Here is a 16,307-nt window from a genome sequence, read left to right on the forward strand (position 1 = left end):
ACCGCCGTTCGGGCCAGGTGTCAGCGTTTCGTCAGGGGCCGCTCACCCTTTCGCGGGGTGGTCGCGGCCTACCGTCGGGACATGCGCGACCCCGACGCCCCACGGCTTCCCTCCTCGCCCGGTTTCTGGCGCAGCCCCCTGCGCGGTCCCTGGTTCACCTCGGTGCTGGGCCTCGTCCTGCTCGCCGGCATCACCGTGCTGTTCGTGACGGGCCTGGTCTCGTACGCCGCTTACAACCCCGATCTGTCGCCCGTGAACGACAAGACGCCGGACAAGGGGATCCTCGGCTTCTACCTCTTCGCCTGGCCGACGGACCCGCACTGGCTGTACCGGCTCAACCAGGGCGTCCACGTCACCCTCGGCATCACCCTGATCCCCGTCCTGCTCGCCAAGCTGTGGTCCGTGGTGCCGAGGCTGTTCGCGCTGCCGCCGGCCCGCTCGCTCGCGCACGCCCTGGAGCGGATCTCGCTGCTGCTCCTGGTGGGCGGCGCGCTGTTCCAGTTCGTGACCGGTGTGCTCAACATCCAGCTCGACTACGTCTTCCCCGGCTCCTTCTACCGGCTGCACTTCTACGGGGCGTGGGTGTTCTTCGCCGCGTTCGTCGTCCACGTGTTGCTGAAGATGCCCACGGCGCTGCGCAATCTGCGGCACCTGCGGGAGGAGAAGGACGACCTGGTGTCCCCGCGCCCCGCCGAGCCGACCTTCTCCCGGCGGGGCGCCCTGTGGTTCGTCGGGGGAGGCTCGCTGCTGCTGTTCGCCACCACGGTGGGGCAGAACTTCGACGGTCCGCTGCGGCGCACCGCCCTCCTCGCACCGCACGGCGGCGCCGATCCCGGCAGTGGCCCGAACGGCTTCCAGATCAACAAGACCGCCGCGTACGCCGGGATCGACGCGGCGGAGACGGGCCGGGACGTGTGGCGGCTCGTCGTCACGGGACGTACGGGCACCGTCCGCCTCCGCCGGGACGAACTGCTCCGGCTCCCCCAGTACAGCGCGGCGTTGCCCATCGCCTGCGTGGAGGGCTGGTCGACGTCGGACCAGTGGTGGCGCGGGGTGCGGCTGCGCGACCTCGCCGCGCTCGTCGGGTACGACGACCCGCCGGACGTGTTCGTCGAGTCCCTCCAGCGCAGCGGCGCCTTCCGGGAAGCCGCCCTGCGCGCCAACCAGGTCGCCGACCCGCGTTCCCTGCTCGCCCTGTACGTCAACGGCGAGGAGCTGTCCCCCGACCACGGCCACCCGGCGCGGATCATCGTGCCCGCCGCGCCCGGTGTGCTCAACACCAAATGGGTGGCCCGGATGACGTTCGGAGACCTGTGATGCGTTTGCGGCTTCCTCGGCTTCCGCGGCTTTTGCGCTTTCCGGTCGGCAGCCCCCTGCAACTCCTGCTGCTCGCCTGCTCGTTCGCGCTCGCCGCCTACGCGGGGGTGCGGCTGCTCGCGGACGACTGGTTCGGCGTGGCGCTGTGGTTCGTGGGGGCGGCGCTGCTGCACGACCTCGTGCTGCTGCCCCTGTACACGGTCGCGGACCGGGCGGTCGTACGGGGGCTCGGTGCGGTCCGGCGCCGGGAGTGGGTGCCGTACGTGCGCGTACCGGCGGCCCTCTCCGGGCTGCTCCTCCTCGTGTGGTTCCCGTTGATCAGCGGGAGGGTGGAGCAGCGCTACCGAATCGGCACCGGGCTGTCGACGGACGTGTTCCTCGCTCGCTGGCTGCTGATCACCGCCGTCCTCTTCGGCGGCGCGGCGCTGCTGCTGACGCTGCGGCTGCTGCGGCTGCGCAGGACGGCGGCGTAGGGGCCGGCAGTCGCCAGGGCGAGGGCGGTGGTGGGCGGGGGGCTCATCGGGGTGTGGCCGGGGCGGAGTCGGCCCCGCGACGGGCCGGGGCCGAGGGGGAGTCCGGTCGTTCGGTGGGGAGTCCGGTCAGTCGTTCGGTGGGTCGGCCCCCGTGACCGGCCGCGCATCCGGCCCCGCGACCGCCGTGCACCGGGCCAGCCGTGCCGCGAAGCGGCCGTGCGGGGCCAGGGCGGCGACGGCGTGGGCGTCGGCGGCGGTGTCGACGTCGCGCAGGGGCGGCAGGTCGCGCACCCGCAGACCGGCGGTGAGGAGCCGGTTCCGTTGGGCCGTTCCCGTCACCGGGGTCGACATGGGCACGCCCCGCAGCAGGGCGGGGTCGGGGCGTGCCAGGCCGAGGGCCCAGAAGCCGCCGTCCTCGGCCGGGCCGAAGTGGGCGTCGCAGTCGGCGAAGTCCACGGTGAGCAGCTTCGGCGTCACTTGCGGGGTGTCCATGCCGATGAGCAGGGCAGGGCCGTCGCAGCACGCGAAGGCGTCCGCCAGCCGCTCGTCCAGCCCGCCCGCACACTGCGGTACGACGTCGAAGCCGGGCGGCAGCCAGGGGCCGGGGGTGCCGTCGAGGACGAGCACGCGCCGGGAGGCAGGTGCGGCCGCCACGGCGTGCAGGGTGTCCGCGAGGGCCGCCTCGGCCAGCTCCGCCGCCTGACCAGGCGTGAACGGCGGGGTGAGCCGGGTCTTGACCCGGCCCGGCCGCGGCTCCTTGGCGATGACGAGGATCGTGGTCAACGGACGGTTCCTCCTCCGTGCACGGGAGGTTCGTTCAACACGCGGCTCATGTCCCGTACGGCCTGCCAGGTGCCGCGCCAGGTGCCCGTCACCTTCGAGGCACCGGTGCGCGGCAGGTACGGCACGTCGTGCTCGGCGATCCGCCAGCCGGCGTCGGCCGCGCGGACGACCATCTGGAGCGGATAGCCGCTGCGCCGGTCGGTGAGGCCGAGGGCGAGCAGGGGCTCGCGGCGGGCGGCGCGCAAGGGACCGAGGTCGTGCAGGCGCAGCCCGGTGCGGCGGCGCAGCATCCGCGCGAGTGCGAGGTTGCCGGCGCGGGCGTGCGCGGGCCACGCGCCCCGGCCCCGCGGACGCCGGCGGCCGAGCACCAGGTCGGCCTCGCCGTCCCGGACCTCGCGGACGAAGGGGACGAGGAGCGACGGGTCGAGGGAGGCGTCGCCGTCGCAGAAGCACACCACGTCGGCGGTGGCGGCGGTCAGCCCGGAGTGGCAGGCGGCGCCGAAGCCCCGGAGCGGCTCGTGCACGACGGTCGCGCCGCACGCGCGGGCGACCTCGGCCGAGCCGTCGGTGGAACCGTTGTCGACGACGAGCGCGCGCCAGCCCGGCGGGATCCGTTCGAGCACCCAGGGAAGGGCCTCGGCCTCGTTCAGGCAGGGCAGCACCACGTCGACGTCCGAAGGAGCCGTCGTCACGGTCGTACCCTACGGGTGCGAACCGGGCATACCGGACTTCCGCTCCTTGTGAAACGCGGGCCTTCGGAGCCAGGGTGGCGTTCGGGGGATCGTGCAGGCGCACCAGGGCCGGGCCGCCGTACGCGACGTTCCCGGCGGTCGCCGCTTCGAGGTGGTGCCGCGGTCCTACGCCCCCCGCGTTCCGGCCCGCGCGAACTCCGTCATGCCTTCCTCGAAACCGACCTCCGGCCTCCACCCCAGCCCGGCCCGCAGCCGCGACGAGTCCGCGGTGATGTGCCGTACGTCCCCGAGCCGGTACTCGCCGGTGACGACCGGCTCGGGCCCGCCGTAGGCGGCGGCCAGCGCCCGTGCCATCTCGCCGACGGTGTGCGGTTCACCGCTGCCGGTGTTGTACGCCGTGAGCACGCCCCGGGCGGCCTCTGCCTCCAGTGCCACCGCGTTGGCCGCCGACACGTCCCGGACGTGCACGAAGTCCCTCAGCTGCCGCCCGTCCTCGAACACACGCGGTGCCTCACCCCGGGCGAGCGCCGAGCGGAAGAAGGAGGCGACACCGGCGTACGGGGTGTCGCGGGGCATTCCGGGGCCGTACACGTTGTGGTAGCGCAGCGACACCGCCGACCCGCCGGTGCAGCGGGCCCAGGCGGCGGCCAGGTGCTCCTGGGCGAGCTTGGTCGCCGCGTACACGTTCCGGGGGTCGGCCGGGGCGTCCTCGCCGACCGGGCCGGGGGAGAGGCCGTGCCCGCACACCGGGCAGGCGGGATCGAACCGGCCCGCGTCGAGGTCGGCGACGGCACGCGGCCCGGGCCGTACGACCCCGTGCCGCGGGCACTCGTACCGCCCCTCCCCGTAGACGACCATCGACCCGGCCAGCACGAGGCGCCCGACGTCGGCCTCCGCCATGGCGGCGAGCAGCACGGCGGTGCCCAGGTCGTTGCGCGAGACGTACTCCGCCGCGTCGGCGACCCCGTCGCCGAGCCCGACCATCGCGGCCTGGTGGCACACGGCGTCCACACCGGACAGGGCGCGGCCGACGGCAGCCGGGTCCCGCACGTCGGCGCCGGGATCCTCCCGCACGTCGAACACGAGCGGCTCGTGTCCGCGCTCCCGGAGCGCGGCGACGACACGGGACCCGATGAACCCGGCACCGCCGGTGACCAGTACGCGCATGCGGTCACGTTAGGTCCGCACCGGCGCCGCACCACGGGACCGCGCCCGTATGCCACGACTCCGCAAGCCGTACGTGGGTGCGTCGACCGGGCGGAAAATCGCCGTCCTGGCGTCCTTTCCGGCCCGGTCGGCCGACGAGATCACCACCGGTGAGGCACCAGGATTTCCGCATTCCGTGAGTGGATTATCGATTCGGCTTCGTTTCTCTTTCCTCATCCGTCCCTGGTGAACCTGTCGTCCGTCAAGGGGAACCCGAGAAAGTCGAATTCTCGTCGAGCGATGCGATCGGCGTTTTTTGGACTTTGTCTGCCGGGGGAACCGGAAAACCGTTTCTCTATCTCTACGATCGCAAGCCATGACCGACATTTCACGGGAAAACTCGGCCACCCGTGCGCGCCGGCAGACCTGTCCCGGGCTTGCCCGCGAACTCCTCCTCGTCGGGCCGGACGACGAGGACCTCAAGCTCGGCTGTCTCCACACCCTGATCGACACGGGCCACCTCGGCCCCACCCACCACCCGCGCAAGAAGATCCTCTTCCACCGACTGAGCACCGAGGCGGACACCGAACCCACCCTCACGCTCACCGGGGCGGACGCCGGCCTGCTCGGTGCCGCGGTCAAGGACGGCGGCGTCACCGAGGAGATGCGGCGGCCCAACAGCACCATGCCGTTGCGCGGTCCCGCGGTCCGCCCCGCCACCCACTGCTTCGGCGGGGGCTCCGCCACCGACAACCCCCGCCGGTTCACGTACCACCCCTCACACCGGGGCGAGGGCAGCACCGGAGACGTGGTGCTCGCCTCGTACTGCTGGTCCGACGACGCCGCCGTCTACACCGCGCACCGGACGACCGACTTCCACTGGGACGTCTCCCGGCCCGAAGGCCCCGTGCGCTTCGCCGGCGAGCAGACCTCCCTCAAGCACGCCTGGATCGAGGGCGCCCCGGAGAGCGCCGTCCGCGCCGCCGTCGCCGTCCACCAGGCCCCGCCGGTGACCACGCCGGGCCCGAGCGAGGAGGACCGCCCGTGACCGCGATCGCCCCCGGGTGCACGGTCGCCCGTTACCTCGCCCTGCGCCTGGCCGAGCTGGGCATCACCCACCTGTTCGGAGTCCCCGGCAACCACCTCGGTCCGTTCCTGACCGCCCTGCGGGCCGAGGGCGGCATCGAATGGGTCGGCACCCCCACCGAGGGCGGCGCGGGCCAGGCCGCCGACGCCTACGCCCGCCTCCACGGCATCGGCGCGGCCGCGGTCACCTACGGCGTCGGCGCGTTCAACCTGCTCAACGCCTGCGGCGGCGCCTACGTCGAACGGGTCCCCCTCGTCGCCGTCAACGCCTCCCCGCCCTACGAGCAGTGGCAGAACTACCGCGCCCTCGGCATGCTCACCTCGCACATGAGCCCCCGCCCGGAGAGCAACCTGGACGTCTACCGGCAGGTCACCGTGGATGCCCAGGTCATCTCCCACCCGGGCCGCGCCCCCGGCCAGATCGACGCCGCGCTCACCGCGTGCCTCTCCGAGCGCAGGCCGGTCTACCTGGAGGTCATGGAGGACCTGTGGGACGAGCCCTGCGCCAGGCCCGAAGGGCCGATCCTCCGCCGTGAACGGCCGTTCGGCGCACACCACCAGACCATGCTGGACGGTGCCGTGAACGCGATCCTCACCCTGATCGAGGAGCATCCCGGCCCGGACGGCAGGTCCCGCCCGATCGTGTGGGCCGGCGAGGAGATCGACCGGTTCTTCCTCGGTGGGCGGCTCACCGATCTGGTGGAGGCCACCGGAGTGCCGTTCTGCACCACCGTCGGCGCCAAGGCCGTCGTCGACGAGGACCACCCGCAGTTCCACGGCGTCTACAACGGCCACGCCAGCCACCCGGACGTGCACTGGGTCTTCAAGGACTGGGCCACCTGCCGGATCGGGCTCGGAGCCTGGTCCACCTCGAAGAACCTCGGCGGTGAGCAGTGCGTCGGCGGCGACTGGGTGATGGCCGCGAACGGCGGCGTCAGCGTCGGCACCTCCTACTTCCCCGACGTCCGGCTCGAACAGCTGCTGCCCGCCCTTCAGGACGCGCTGGTGAAGGACTACGGCTCCGGGGGGCTGGCCGCCGACTACTACGCCGAGGCCCACGCCCACCACGGCGCACCCGGCCACCGCCCCGCCGGCCTGGAGCACCACCGAGCCTCGCTCCGCGTCCCGGGCTCGTTCCGGCACGTCGAACGGCTCAGCTACGACGGCGTGTTCGACCGGATCAACCACTTCCTGGGCCACGAGACCCGGGAGGACTGGACGGTCGTCTCCGACGCCGCCTTCTCCCTCATCGGCTCGATGAACCTGTCCCTGCCCGCGGGCGGGTTCCTGTCGCAGGTCAGCTGGCTGTCCATCGGCTGGTCGGTCGGCGCGGCCACCGGCGCCGCGCTCGCCCCCGAGCGCACGCCCGCCCGCCCGATGGTGTTCGTCGGCGACGGCGCCTTCCAGGAGACCTGTCAGGAGATCTCCACCCACACCCGGCTCGGGCTGCGGTCGGTGGTGTTCGTCATGGACAACGGGCACTTCTACGGCATCGAGCAGATGCTGGTCCACCCGTCCTACTACGCCGAGCCGGGCCCCACCGGCTCGGACGGCCCCACCGGTTCCACCGACTCCACCGGCTCCGACGGCCCGGACTTCTACAACGTCCTCCATCCGTGGCACTACGACCGCCTCGCGGCCGTCTTCGCCGGCAAGGACACCCCGGCGAACGGGGTCGTCGTCGCGGACACCTCCGAGCTGGACGCCCTGCTGGCCCGTCTCGCCGACCCGGCCGACCCGGTCAACGCCGGACCGCTGCTGGTCCGCGTCCGTCTGCGCCGGCACGACTACCCGCGAGCGATGGCGTACAAGGTGCCGAAGCCCACCTCGACGGCCTGACGGGCCGGAGATGCGGGAGGGAAAAAGGGCGCGTCAAGACGGCGTGTCCCAGGGAATCCTCGTGTTCGAAGGAGCAGGAAATGGCTGATCTCAACGTACTGATCGCGTTCGACGCGGCCACGATCGTCGAGCAGAACCCCAACGCGTCGAGGAACCCCGACGCGCCGACGTACGTCGACCACCGCCTCATCTACATGACGACGCGTCAGGACCACATCATCGGCACGTCGGGAGCCGAGTTGAACCTCCGGGCCGAACCCGGGGACAGCATCAGGTGGCGCGAGACGACGCTGTCGCTCAGCAGCGACTACAAGGCACTGCTGTACAAGTACGTGAGCAGCGACAGCAGCCACGTGCTCATCAGGACGCCGGAGATCGAGGTGATCGACGGCATCTACCCGATGCCGCAGGAGGGGGCCGAGGGCAGGCCGGAATTCGTGACGCAGAATTACCAGGACCATTACTGGCGGACGACCGTCAAAAGGGCCGGCAAGGTCGTGTACCACTTCTCCTTCCAGATCCTGGACCGCCACCGGCAGTTGAAGGGGTACTTCCAGTGGGACCCCTTCATCACCATCGAAAACCCCTGACGCCTCGGGTGAGGGCGGCGGCCGGCCCGGCCACCGCCCTCACCGTCAGGGTGCCGCTGTGCGGAGACGACCACTCCCACGCGAGCGGGGGAGTGGTGCAGACAGGAGAGAAACTTCCAGGCCACTGACCCGGGGGTTTCATCACGGAGCGGGTGACGAGGATCGAACTCGCGCTCCCAGCTCGGGAAGCGACGGCGCTTGCGTGGCCGTAGGGCTGCTGACCTGCGTGGATTCGTGGCGTCGACGCCGTTGCGCGGGCCTGGTCGCACCGCTGTCGACCGCGCTTGTCCGTTCTTACGGGTCTTACGGGTCTTACGGGTCTTACGGGCGCGGATGGGGCACGGCCTCGGCTCGTGTCGTTCGGCGGCACCACAGGCCGCGTGGGGGAGCTTTCCCGGATGACACGTCGGCGGGAGCCGTACGGCTGACCTTGCGTGCGCGACCGGCAACCGGCAACCTCTCGAAACCGGATTCCTCCCACCCGGACGGCGATCACTGCTCGTCGGCGGGCGGAGGAGCAGCGGCGTCGGGTGGGAGCTCGGCGGGCGGCTCGGTGGTGGTGAGGGGCGTCCACTCCGCCCCGGTGCGCAGGCGGAAGGCGGCGACGGCGGCCTCCACGGTGGGGAAGAAGTGCCGCGGGTCGATGGTACGAGTGAGCCCGTACCGTTCGATCTTGCGCCGCACGGGGTCCTTGAGCTCGGCGAACACCAGATGTACGTCCTGGGCGTTGAGGTGCTCGTCGAGTTCCTCCAGGACGTCGGCGGCAGTGGTGTCCACGTCGGTCATGGGCTCCGCCGCGATCACGATCCAGGTCGGCCGCGGGTCCGCGTCGGCCAGTCTCCTGATCTCGTCTCGGAAAGCCTTGGCGTTGGCGAAGACGAGCGGGGCGTCGAACCGGTAGATCACCAGGCCCGGCAGCTGCCCGGCCTGCGGGTAGGAGCGGACATCGTGGTAGCCCTCCAGGCCCGGTACCCGCCCCAGCACGGTGTTGTACGGCCACCAGGCGCGTCGGAAGACGTTGAGGGCGGACAGGGCCACGGCGATGGCGATCCCGGGCAGCACGCCGAGCAGGGCCACGCCGACGAAGGCCGCGAGGCACAGCAGGAACTCCGCCCGGCGCTGCCGCCACAGCCGTACCGCCCCCGGGATGTCGGCCAGGGAGAGCGACGCGGCGATGACCACGGCGGCAAGGGCCGGCTCGGGGAGGTTGCGGAACAGGCCCGGAGCCAGCACGAGCATGAGGACGATGAGCGCTGCCCCGACGACCCCGGTGAGCTGACTCCTGGCCCCCGCGCGCTCCGCCACCGCCGTACGGGATCCGCTCGTGCTGACCGGGAAGCCCTGGAAGAGACCGGCCGCCAGGTTCGCGACACCGACCCCGGCCATCTCCTGGTTGCCGCGGACCTCCTGCCCCGTGCGGGCCGCGAAGGCCGACGCGTTGGAGATCGTGTCGGCCAGGGACACCAGGGCGATGCCCAGCGCACCGCCGAACAGCGGCGCGAGGTCGGAGAGTCGGACATCGGGGATCGTGAACGGCGGGAAGCCCTCGGGTAGCTCTCCGATCAGGTTGACGCCGTGCCCGCCGAGGTCGAAGACGGTGGTCGCGGCGATCGCCAGGACCACCATCGCGAGCACCGCGGGGACCTTCGGCAGGAGGCGCTGCAGGACCAGGATCAGCGCGACCCCGGAGCAGCCGACCGCGGCGGCGGCCGGCACCGTCGCCCCGTCGGCGAGTTTCTGTACGAAGCCGACGCACTCGCCGATCAGGTTGTCCGCCTCGACCTTGAAGCCGAGCAGCTTGGGCAGCTGACCGATCAGGATGGTCAGGGCCAGGCCGTTCATGTAGCCGATCATCGTGGGTTTGGAGATCAGATCGGCGATGAAGCCGAGCTTCGCCACCGAGGCGAGGATCATGACGGCCGCCACCATGATCGCGAGCATCGATGCCAGCGCGACGGCCCGGTCGGGGTCCCCGTCCGCCGCCACCAGGGGCAGCACGGTCGCGGCGATCATCGGCCCCAACGAGGAATCCGGCCCCAGCACCAGGATCCGGGACGGCCCGCACACCGCGTAACCGATCAGACAGAGAATCGTCGTGTACAGGCCGGTGATGGCCGGCAGGCCCGCCAACTCGGCGTACGCCATGCCCTGCGGCACCAGCAGCGTGGTCAGGACGACTCCCGCGACCAGGTCCTTGACCAGCCACTCGCGTCGGTAGGACGACACCGCACGGATCCCGGGAACGGCCCGCAACCGGGAGAGAAGCCTGCGGTTCCTGCGCTGGGTCGTCACGGATCGTCCTTCCGGTCTGCCCCGCCGCGCGCGTCAGGCGCTGCGGCTCCTACGGGCCAGGAGTTTGCCCAGTTCCCACAGGAGCAGAAGTGCGAGGGCGGCCAGCAGCGCCCAGCCGAACTGCCGCGCGTTGATCTGGGTCGTCCCGAGGATGCGGCGGAAGCCGTCCAGCTGGGTCACCAGCACCGCGAGCACGAACTGGGTCAGCGCCACCCAGTTCATCTGCTTGCTGTCGAAGGTGGACGTCGTCAGCACCGAATCCCTTTCGCTGCGGCACTCGAAGGCGGCCACGATCAGACAGAGGGCGAAGGCGGTGAACGCGATCGACTGACCGGTCCCGACGCTGTCGGAGCGGGTCTGACCGAGCTTGATCAGTCCGAGCAGGACGACGGTGATCGCCAGCCCGCCGATTCCGACCGTGGGCAGTACGGGCCGGGTGAGCACCGACTCCCCTCGCGGACGCGGCCCGTGCCGCGGAGAGACCGACCGCCGGATCGACGCCGAACGCCGCCACGACCTCCTCGGGAGTGCGCGCGTACCAGCCGTCCCCCGAAACCCGAGGCTGTTCCCCCACGGAACTCGAACGCGCCGTCATCGTTCTTCCTCCGATCCGCGCCCCGATCCGTGCCCCGATCCGCGGCCGCGGATGCGTCCGGGCCGGTCGCGCGCTGGTCCGACAGGTCCTAGCCGCGCTTTTTCCTGGCCGACGGATGCCGGTCGGCGTACGGGTCGGCCGACGCCCCGGCGGGGGCTTCCCGTTCCAACTCCCGTTTGGTGACGAGCAGTTCCTTCCGTGCCTCTTCCCCGACATCGGGGTACTGAGGATCGATGTCCATCAGGGTGTGCACGAGGATCGCCGCCGCGCAGATCCGTGCGAACCACTTCCGGTCCGCCGGCACGACGTACCACGGCGCCCACTTCGTACTCGTGGCCGACAGCATCTCGGAGAACGCGTGCTGGTAGTCGTCCCACCGGCGCCGCTCCCGGACATCGGCCGCGGAGAACTTCCAGTTCTTCTCCGGCCGGTCGATCCGCTTCAGGAAACGGGTGCGCTGCTCCTCCTTGGACAGGTTCAGGAAGACCTTCACCACCTTGAACCCGTTGTCCGTGAGGTAGCGCTCCCAGTGGTTGATCTCCCGATAGCGCCGCTCCCATATGTCCGGTCCGCGCGTGTCGTCCGGCAGTTTCTGCCGGACGAGGTTCTCGGGGTGGACCCGTACGACGAGAACCTCCTCGTAGTGCGAGCGATTGAAGATGGCGATCTCGCCGCGCATGGGCAGCCGCTGGACGTAACGCCACAGGTAGTCGTGGTCGAGCTCCTCGGCGGAGGGCACCTTGAAGCTGCTGACCCGTACGCCCTGGGGATTGACGCCGCTCATCACATGGCGGATCGTCCCGTCCTTGCCTCCGGCGTCGAGTGCCTGGAGGCAGAGCAGTACGCCGTAGGTGCCCTGGGCGGCCAGCCGCTCCTGGTACTCGGCCAGCAGCGACACCCCGGTCCGCAGCAGCTCGATCCCGTCCCGCTTCTTCAGACCGGCCTTGTAGCGAGGATCGAAGTCCCGCTCCAGGCGGACCTTCGACCCCGGTTTCACCCGGAGTGGCCCGATGAAATCCGCGATGCGTTCGACTCTCTCGTCCGACATCACGATCAGTCCTTCGCTGGTCCGGGGTGAGCACGGCGCGTCTCGGAGGCCGCCCTGCCGTCGATGGCCCGACCCGAGGCGGTGCGGTCGGCGGCACGGAGCACCCTGCGGGACCGGCGTTCGACCGGGATCGGGACGCGGACTCCGACCCTGGCCTGCCGGAACGAGTCGTACGCGGCCCTGACCGTCGCCTCGACGGTGACCGCGTCGACCGAGGGACGGGCGGTGACCGCGTCGACCGAGGGACGGGCGGTGCTCAGCCGCGCCACCGTGTTCCCGATGGACAGGAGTTCGTCATGCGAGCCGTGTGACGGGAGGTGCGGCGACGCTGCCGGATCAGCGCGCTCCACCGGCTCGGGGCGGCGACGCATGCCCTTGATGGGAAGGCATGCGACGTGAGGAGTCTGCTCTTCGATCGTCATGACCGCACTCGTCCCATGTCCCACGACCTCCGGACCGCGGAACCGCGTATCCCGCCACAGCCGCGCCAGGATCCCTCGCGCTCATTGTCCGCGCGCCCGGACAAGATCGCCCCCTGAGGCCGGGGACGGGAAGCCGTGGAGGGGAAGAGGCCCCGGCACCGCGGCCGGGCGGCTGATCGAGGGAACTCGTCATCGGTTCCCCGCGTCCGCTTCCGGTTTCACCCGCGATGGGTGGGGCGGCGGTCGCGGCGCTGTCGAAGGCTTGGCGCGGACAGGTCGCCGGCGTGTGCCTGCCTGTGCTGTCGCAGTGCGTCGGACCGGGCAGGGAGAGCACGTGGACCGGTACCCGCCCACAGCGGAGCACGGCTTGGTCGGCGATCTTCAACCGCCGCCCTGGTGTCGTCCGGCGGAACCATCGACTGGTGGTGCACGCCCCGCTTCGACTCGCCCAGCGTCTTCGCCTCGCTCCTGGACAACGTCTGGCTCACGGTCGCCCTGCTGGTCGTCGGCGCCCTCGTGCTCGGGTGGTTCTTCCGCTCGGCCCGCGCCAAGGAGGCGCCCGGCCAAGAGCCGCTGCTGTCCCTGCGCCTGTTCCACCACCGCACCTCGGACCTCGGACTGGTCACCCAGAACATCCAGTGGCTGCTGCTCATGGGCGTGTCGTTCACGGTGGCGGCCTGCCTGCAGGTCGTTCGCGGTTACGACGCCGTCCAGACTGAGTTTCCCCCGAGATGCGGAGTTGCGTGACAGAGGGTCAGATGGGTCTCGTGAAAGGAGCCCAGACGATGCCTGCCCCGAGGAAATACCCGCTGGAGTTGCGCGAGCGTGCGGTGCGGAGGGACCGCACGGCCGAGCCGAAGCCCGTGATCCGCCGTATGGCCGAGGAACTCGGGGCGCATCCCGAGGCCCTGCGCGGCTGGATCCGGCAGGCCGGGGCGGATGCCGGCGAGTGGGGCGACCTGCCCACCACCGAGGAGAAGGAGGAACTGGCCCGGCTGCGGCGCGAAGTGCGGGAACTGCGCCGGGCGAACGAGGTCCTGCGGACGGCACCGGCTTTTTTCGCCGCACGGATCGACCCGACCCGGCCCAGGTGAGAGTGCTCATCGACGAGCACCCGCGTCTGGGGGTCGAGCCCGTACCCCGGGAACTGCACATCCCCTCCCCCAATAGGAGGGAAGGTCCACTGCGGTCGTCGCGCCGGCCGGCAACAGCCTCCAGGACCGGCTCCGCAGCGAACTCGACGGCATCAACCTCACCTCCGTGCCCGTCCTGCAGCCGCACGAGACCAAAGGGATGAACCGGCCACCGTGTCCTTTTCCGGGCCCCCGCCGATTCCATCTCAGGATGACTCCACAGAAGGCACCCATGGGGAAGCATCGAAGATCGGGCCTGGAGCCCGCCGAGATCCGCAACGTGATCGCCCTGATCCCGGCCCACAACGAGGCCGACGCCATCGCGGACTCCATCCAGGGGCTGTACGGGCAGACCGTGCCCCCGCAGCGGGTCATCGTGGTCGCGGACAACTGCACCGACGCCACCGTGGCCATCGCGGACTCCCTGGGGGCCGAGGTCTTCGAGACCCGGGGCAACCGGCACAAGAAGGCCGGAGGGCTGAACCAGGCCCTGGCCGGCCTGCTGCCCGATCTGCACGACGACGACGTGGTCCTCGTGACGGACGCGGACAGCGCCCTGGATCCCGGCTTCGCGGCCTGTGGGGTGGAGCACCTCGCGAAGGGTTACGGGGGAGTGGGCGGCACCTTCCGGGGAGGACCCGGCGGGGGCTTCGTGGGCCACCTCCAGCGCAACGAGTACGCCCGCTACTCGCGGGACGTGAAGCGCCTGGGCGGCAAGTGCCTGGTGCTCACCGGCACGGCGGCCATGTTCCGGGTGCAGGTGCTGCGGCAGATCTCCCAGGCCCGCCTGAAGGGCCGTCTCCCGGCCGGGGACGGGCTCGGGGGCATCTACGACACCTCGGTGCTCACCGAGGACAACGAGCTGACCTTCGCGGTGCTGCACCTGGGCCATCAGGTGCTCTCGCCGGAGGACTGCACGCTCACCACCGAGGTCATGCTGACCTGGAAGGCCCTGTGGGACCAGCGACTGCGCTGGAAGCGGGGAGCGGTGGAGAACTGCGTCCAGTACGGCCTGACGCGCATCACGTGGCGCTACTGGGGCCGTCAGCTCCTGAGCATGGCCGGCCTCCTCGTGACCGCCGTGTACATGGCAACCATCACCTACTCCCTGGCCTCGGACTCGTTCCACGTGCACGAGTTCTGGCTCTGGGTCTCGCTCGTCTTCGTGATCGAGCGGGTTGTGACCGTACGGGAGCGCGGCTGGAAGCGGATGCTGCTCGCCGCGTCCATGTACGAGCTGCTCTTCGACTTCCTGCTCCAGGCCTGCCAAACCAAGGCGTACCTGGACTCCGTGTTCCGCCGTGAGCGCGCCTGGTAGCAGGTCGCTTCAGAAACCGTCAGAGATCATTTCGGAGGAACCCTTGTACAACAACCCTGCAACGACCATGGGCGGTGGGGCGTTGGCCTCCACCGGTATCGGACTGATGACCAGCGTGTGGCTGAGCCTGGCGGCCTTCGCCCTGGTGGCCCTGGGAACCGCTGTGCTGCGGATCGTGCCCCGGGGCCGGAGCCGCTCCTGATCGTGATCCGCAAGCCGACCGTGGTGGCCCTCCTGCTCCTGGGAGCGGCCACCCTGGCCGCCCGCCACGGCAACGTGCCCTCTCCGGTGGCATGTTCGGTGATGTCCGCCAGCCACAGCTCGTTCACCGCGTTCGCGGTGACGTCACGCCGGACGAGATCGCCGTGCACCGGCGGCCCGGACCGCCTGCCGTGCTGCGACCGCTTCTTAAGGCCCAAGTCGGTGACCTGGACCTTCTTCGTGGAGCGGGTGACGAGAATCGAACTCGCGCCCTCAGCTCGGGAAGCGACGGTGCTTGGGCGCCTGCACGGGGCTGACCTGCGTGGGTTCGTGATGCCGACGCCGTTGCAAGGGGCTGACCGCACCGCCGTCGACCCTGGTTGTCCGCTCCAACGGGCACGCTGTGGGCACGGTCTCGAAGCACGGCGGGCGGAGCGCCTGTACGAACGTGCTCTGCGCTTGGCCCGGCTGGTTCGGAGGGCCGGCTCGGGGAGACTTCGCGAGCGCACGGCCCTTCTGGTGAAGTGCGCCCCTGCCAGGGGATCGACGCTCGCGCTTCCTGCCAACAGCCGGTGCTCGGCCCCGGCTTACTTGCCTGCCTCCGCGTGCTGCCCGCGCTGGGTGAGGGCGCCCGCACCCGCCAGGCGCGGTCGTCGACGGGTATCGCTCCGGAGGGAGTGCGGGATCGACCGTCTCACACGCCGAGACCGTCGAGCAGTAGGGCGAGTCCTCCCAGGAACTCCTGGTCGGCACCGACGTTCCGGGCGTCTCGGGCGGTCTCGATCATGTGCGGGAACTCGGCGGGCGACAGCTCGGTGATGGCTGTCGTCCCCGGACCGGACAGGGCCCCGAGGTGTTCCAGCTGGATCGCTCCGATGGCATAACTGAGCAGGCCGCGCAGAGCGACGACCCGCCGCTCGCCCTCGACACCTGCCTCGGTGAGGACCGCGAGCACGGTCTCCGCCCAGCGCAGCACCCCAAGGGAGTGGTGCCGGTGAGCGATGGTGAGGGGGACGACCTCCGGATGGGCGCCCACGGTGTCGCGCAGGCGCCGCACCAAGACCTCGACCTGCTCGCGCCATGACGCGCCGGGATCCGGCGGCTCGGTGTCCACGGCGCTCAGTACGAGTTCGACGACGAGCCTTTCGAGCTCCTCGCGGTCGCGCACGTATCGGTAGAGCCCCATGGTGCTCATGCCCAGCTCCTGGGCGACGGCGCGCATCGACAGCCCGGCGAGCCCGTCGCGGTCGATGACGGCGAGAGCGGCCGAGGCGAGCTGATCGGGGGTGAGGGAGCGAGGGCGTGGCATGACGGTTGACAGCGTACGACATACGCCTACGCTGGTAGGTGTACGGCATACGCCTACGGAGGG

16 protein-coding genes and 2 pseudogenes are annotated in these 16,307 nt (G+C 70.9%); 9 read left to right on the plus strand and 9 right to left on the minus strand.

Annotated features, from left to right (window positions below):
• Positions 1–81 precede the first annotated feature (81 nt).
• Both DIZ27_RS05235 and DIZ27_RS05240 read left to right on the plus strand, forming a co-directional pair.
• Positions 82–1,317, plus strand: coding sequence for a molybdopterin-dependent oxidoreductase (locus tag DIZ27_RS05235; RefSeq protein WP_109377103.1), 1,236 nt, complete (start codon positions 82–84; stop codon positions 1,315–1,317).
• Positions 1,284–1,790, plus strand: a complete 507-nt coding sequence (locus tag DIZ27_RS05240) for a hypothetical protein (protein ID WP_375231929.1) — start codon at positions 1,284–1,286, stop codon at positions 1,788–1,790. Before DIZ27_RS05235 ends, DIZ27_RS05240 begins: the two co-directional genes overlap by 34 nt.
• A gap of 126 nt (positions 1,791–1,916) precedes the next feature.
• Here DIZ27_RS05240 and DIZ27_RS05245 read toward each other — a convergent pair whose 3' ends face one another.
• The 3 genes from DIZ27_RS05245 to DIZ27_RS05255 all read right to left on the minus strand — a co-directional run bounded on the left by DIZ27_RS05245 (position 1,917) and on the right by DIZ27_RS05255 (position 4,432).
• Positions 1,917–2,573, minus strand: a complete 657-nt coding sequence (locus DIZ27_RS05245) for a DUF2064 domain-containing protein (RefSeq protein ID WP_109377105.1) — start codon at positions 2,571–2,573, stop codon at positions 1,917–1,919.
• The gene (locus tag DIZ27_RS05250; protein ID WP_109377106.1) at positions 2,570–3,265 is read right to left on the minus strand and encodes a glycosyltransferase family 2 protein; all 696 of its coding nucleotides are present in this window, start codon (positions 3,263–3,265) and stop codon (positions 2,570–2,572) included. Before DIZ27_RS05250 ends, DIZ27_RS05245 begins: the two co-directional genes overlap by 4 nt.
• A gap of 165 nt (positions 3,266–3,430) precedes the next feature.
• Positions 3,431–4,432, minus strand: coding sequence for an NAD(P)-dependent oxidoreductase (locus tag DIZ27_RS05255; RefSeq protein WP_109377107.1), 1,002 nt, complete (start codon positions 4,430–4,432; stop codon positions 3,431–3,433).
• A 355-nt stretch (positions 4,433–4,787) separates the two neighbouring features.
• Here DIZ27_RS05255 and DIZ27_RS46845 point away from each other — a divergent pair, with 355 nt between their 5' ends.
• The 3 genes from DIZ27_RS46845 (at position 4,788) to DIZ27_RS05270 (ending at position 7,926) form a co-directional block, all read left to right on the plus strand.
• The gene (locus DIZ27_RS46845; protein ID WP_258308247.1) at positions 4,788–5,459 is read left to right on the plus strand and encodes an FAD-dependent oxidoreductase; all 672 of its coding nucleotides are present in this window, start codon (positions 4,788–4,790) and stop codon (positions 5,457–5,459) included.
• Positions 5,456–7,336, plus strand: a complete 1,881-nt coding sequence (locus DIZ27_RS05265; RefSeq protein WP_109377108.1) for a thiamine pyrophosphate-binding protein — start codon at positions 5,456–5,458, stop codon at positions 7,334–7,336. Before DIZ27_RS46845 ends, DIZ27_RS05265 begins: the two co-directional genes overlap by 4 nt.
• A gap of 80 nt (positions 7,337–7,416) precedes the next feature.
• Entirely contained in the window at positions 7,417–7,926 is a 510-nt protein-coding gene (locus DIZ27_RS05270) for an inclusion body family protein (protein WP_109377109.1), read from the plus strand.
• Positions 7,927–8,418: 492 nt separating this feature from the next.
• On the opposite strand, the gene DIZ27_RS05275 is transcribed toward DIZ27_RS05270, so the two are convergent.
• The 4 genes from DIZ27_RS05275 to DIZ27_RS05290 form a co-directional block, all read right to left on the minus strand.
• Entirely contained in the window at positions 8,419–10,218 is a 1,800-nt protein-coding gene (locus DIZ27_RS05275) for a SulP family inorganic anion transporter (RefSeq protein ID WP_109377110.1), read from the minus strand.
• Positions 10,219–10,251: 33 nt separating this feature from the next.
• Complete coding sequence (locus DIZ27_RS05280; RefSeq protein ID WP_309074843.1) at positions 10,252–10,713, minus strand: cation-translocating P-type ATPase C-terminal domain-containing protein; 462 nt, start codon at positions 10,711–10,713, stop codon at positions 10,252–10,254.
• A gap of 188 nt (positions 10,714–10,901) precedes the next feature.
• On the minus strand, positions 10,902–11,861 hold the full coding sequence (locus tag DIZ27_RS05285; RefSeq protein ID WP_109377327.1) for a polyphosphate kinase 2 family protein: 960 nt from the start codon (positions 11,859–11,861) through the stop codon (positions 10,902–10,904).
• 5 nt (positions 11,862–11,866) lie between these two features.
• Positions 11,867–12,283 carry a hypothetical protein gene (locus tag DIZ27_RS05290; protein ID WP_109377111.1) on the minus strand — a complete coding sequence of 139 codons (417 nt, stop codon included), beginning with the start codon at positions 12,281–12,283 and terminating at the stop codon, positions 11,867–11,869.
• Between the two features lie 334 nt (positions 12,284–12,617).
• Between DIZ27_RS05290 and DIZ27_RS46850 the strand changes: the two are divergent.
• The 4 genes and pseudogenes from DIZ27_RS46850 to DIZ27_RS45590 all read left to right on the plus strand — a co-directional run.
• Positions 12,618–12,760 (plus strand): annotated as a pseudogene (locus tag DIZ27_RS46850) (trehalase-like domain-containing protein); the annotation flags it as partial.
• Positions 12,761–13,068: 308 nt separating this feature from the next.
• Positions 13,069–13,377, plus strand: a complete 309-nt coding sequence (locus tag DIZ27_RS05300; protein WP_181383396.1) for a transposase — start codon at positions 13,069–13,071, stop codon at positions 13,375–13,377.
• A gap of 250 nt (positions 13,378–13,627) precedes the next feature.
• Positions 13,628–14,734 (plus strand): glycosyltransferase family 2 protein, encoded by a 1,107-nt coding sequence (locus DIZ27_RS05305; protein WP_219933591.1) that lies wholly within the window; start codon positions 13,628–13,630, stop codon positions 14,732–14,734.
• Positions 14,735–14,777: 43 nt separating this feature from the next.
• On the plus strand, positions 14,778–14,936 hold the full coding sequence (locus DIZ27_RS45590; protein ID WP_181383408.1) for a hypothetical protein: 159 nt from the start codon (positions 14,778–14,780) through the stop codon (positions 14,934–14,936).
• 70 nt (positions 14,937–15,006) lie between these two features.
• Here DIZ27_RS45590 and DIZ27_RS46855 read toward each other — a convergent pair.
• Both DIZ27_RS46855 and DIZ27_RS05310 read right to left on the minus strand, forming a co-directional pair.
• A pseudogene (locus tag DIZ27_RS46855) lies at positions 15,007–15,123 on the minus strand (IS3 family transposase); the annotation flags it as partial.
• Between the two features lie 506 nt (positions 15,124–15,629).
• On the minus strand, positions 15,630–16,244 hold the full coding sequence (locus DIZ27_RS05310) for a TetR/AcrR family transcriptional regulator (RefSeq protein ID WP_109377114.1): 615 nt from the start codon (positions 16,242–16,244) through the stop codon (positions 15,630–15,632).
• Between the last annotated feature and the right edge of the window lie 63 nt (positions 16,245–16,307).

The sequence above is a fragment of the Streptomyces sp. NWU339 genome, from assembly GCF_003143855.1.
GTDB lineage: Bacteria > Actinomycetota > Actinomycetes > Streptomycetales > Streptomycetaceae > Streptomyces.

Bases quoted from the DNA above. Each gene is read 5' to 3' on its own strand.
- DIZ27_RS05235 (WP_109377103.1), top strand. From the start codon at position 82: ATGCGCGACCCCGACGCCCCACGGCTTCCCTCCTCGCCCGGTTTCTGG.
- DIZ27_RS05240 (WP_375231929.1), top strand. From the start codon at position 1,284: ATGGGTGGCCCGGATGACGTTCGGAGACCTGTGATGCGTTTGCGGCTT.
- DIZ27_RS05255 (WP_109377107.1), bottom strand. From the start codon at position 4,432: ATGCGCGTACTGGTCACCGGCGGTGCCGGGTTCATCGGGTCCCGTGTC.
- DIZ27_RS46845 (WP_258308247.1), top strand. From the start codon at position 4,788: ATGACCGACATTTCACGGGAAAACTCGGCCACCCGTGCGCGCCGGCAG.
- DIZ27_RS05270 (WP_109377109.1), top strand. From the start codon at position 7,417: ATGGCTGATCTCAACGTACTGATCGCGTTCGACGCGGCCACGATCGTC.
- DIZ27_RS05285 (WP_109377327.1), bottom strand. From the start codon at position 11,861: ATGTCGGACGAGAGAGTCGAACGCATCGCGGATTTCATCGGGCCACTC.
- DIZ27_RS05290 (WP_109377111.1), bottom strand. From the start codon at position 12,283: ATGACGATCGAAGAGCAGACTCCTCACGTCGCATGCCTTCCCATCAAG.
- DIZ27_RS05300 (WP_181383396.1), top strand. From the start codon at position 13,069: ATGCCTGCCCCGAGGAAATACCCGCTGGAGTTGCGCGAGCGTGCGGTG.
- DIZ27_RS05305 (WP_219933591.1), top strand. From the start codon at position 13,628: ATGACTCCACAGAAGGCACCCATGGGGAAGCATCGAAGATCGGGCCTG.
- DIZ27_RS05310 (WP_109377114.1), bottom strand. From the start codon at position 16,244: ATGCCACGCCCTCGCTCCCTCACCCCCGATCAGCTCGCCTCGGCCGCT.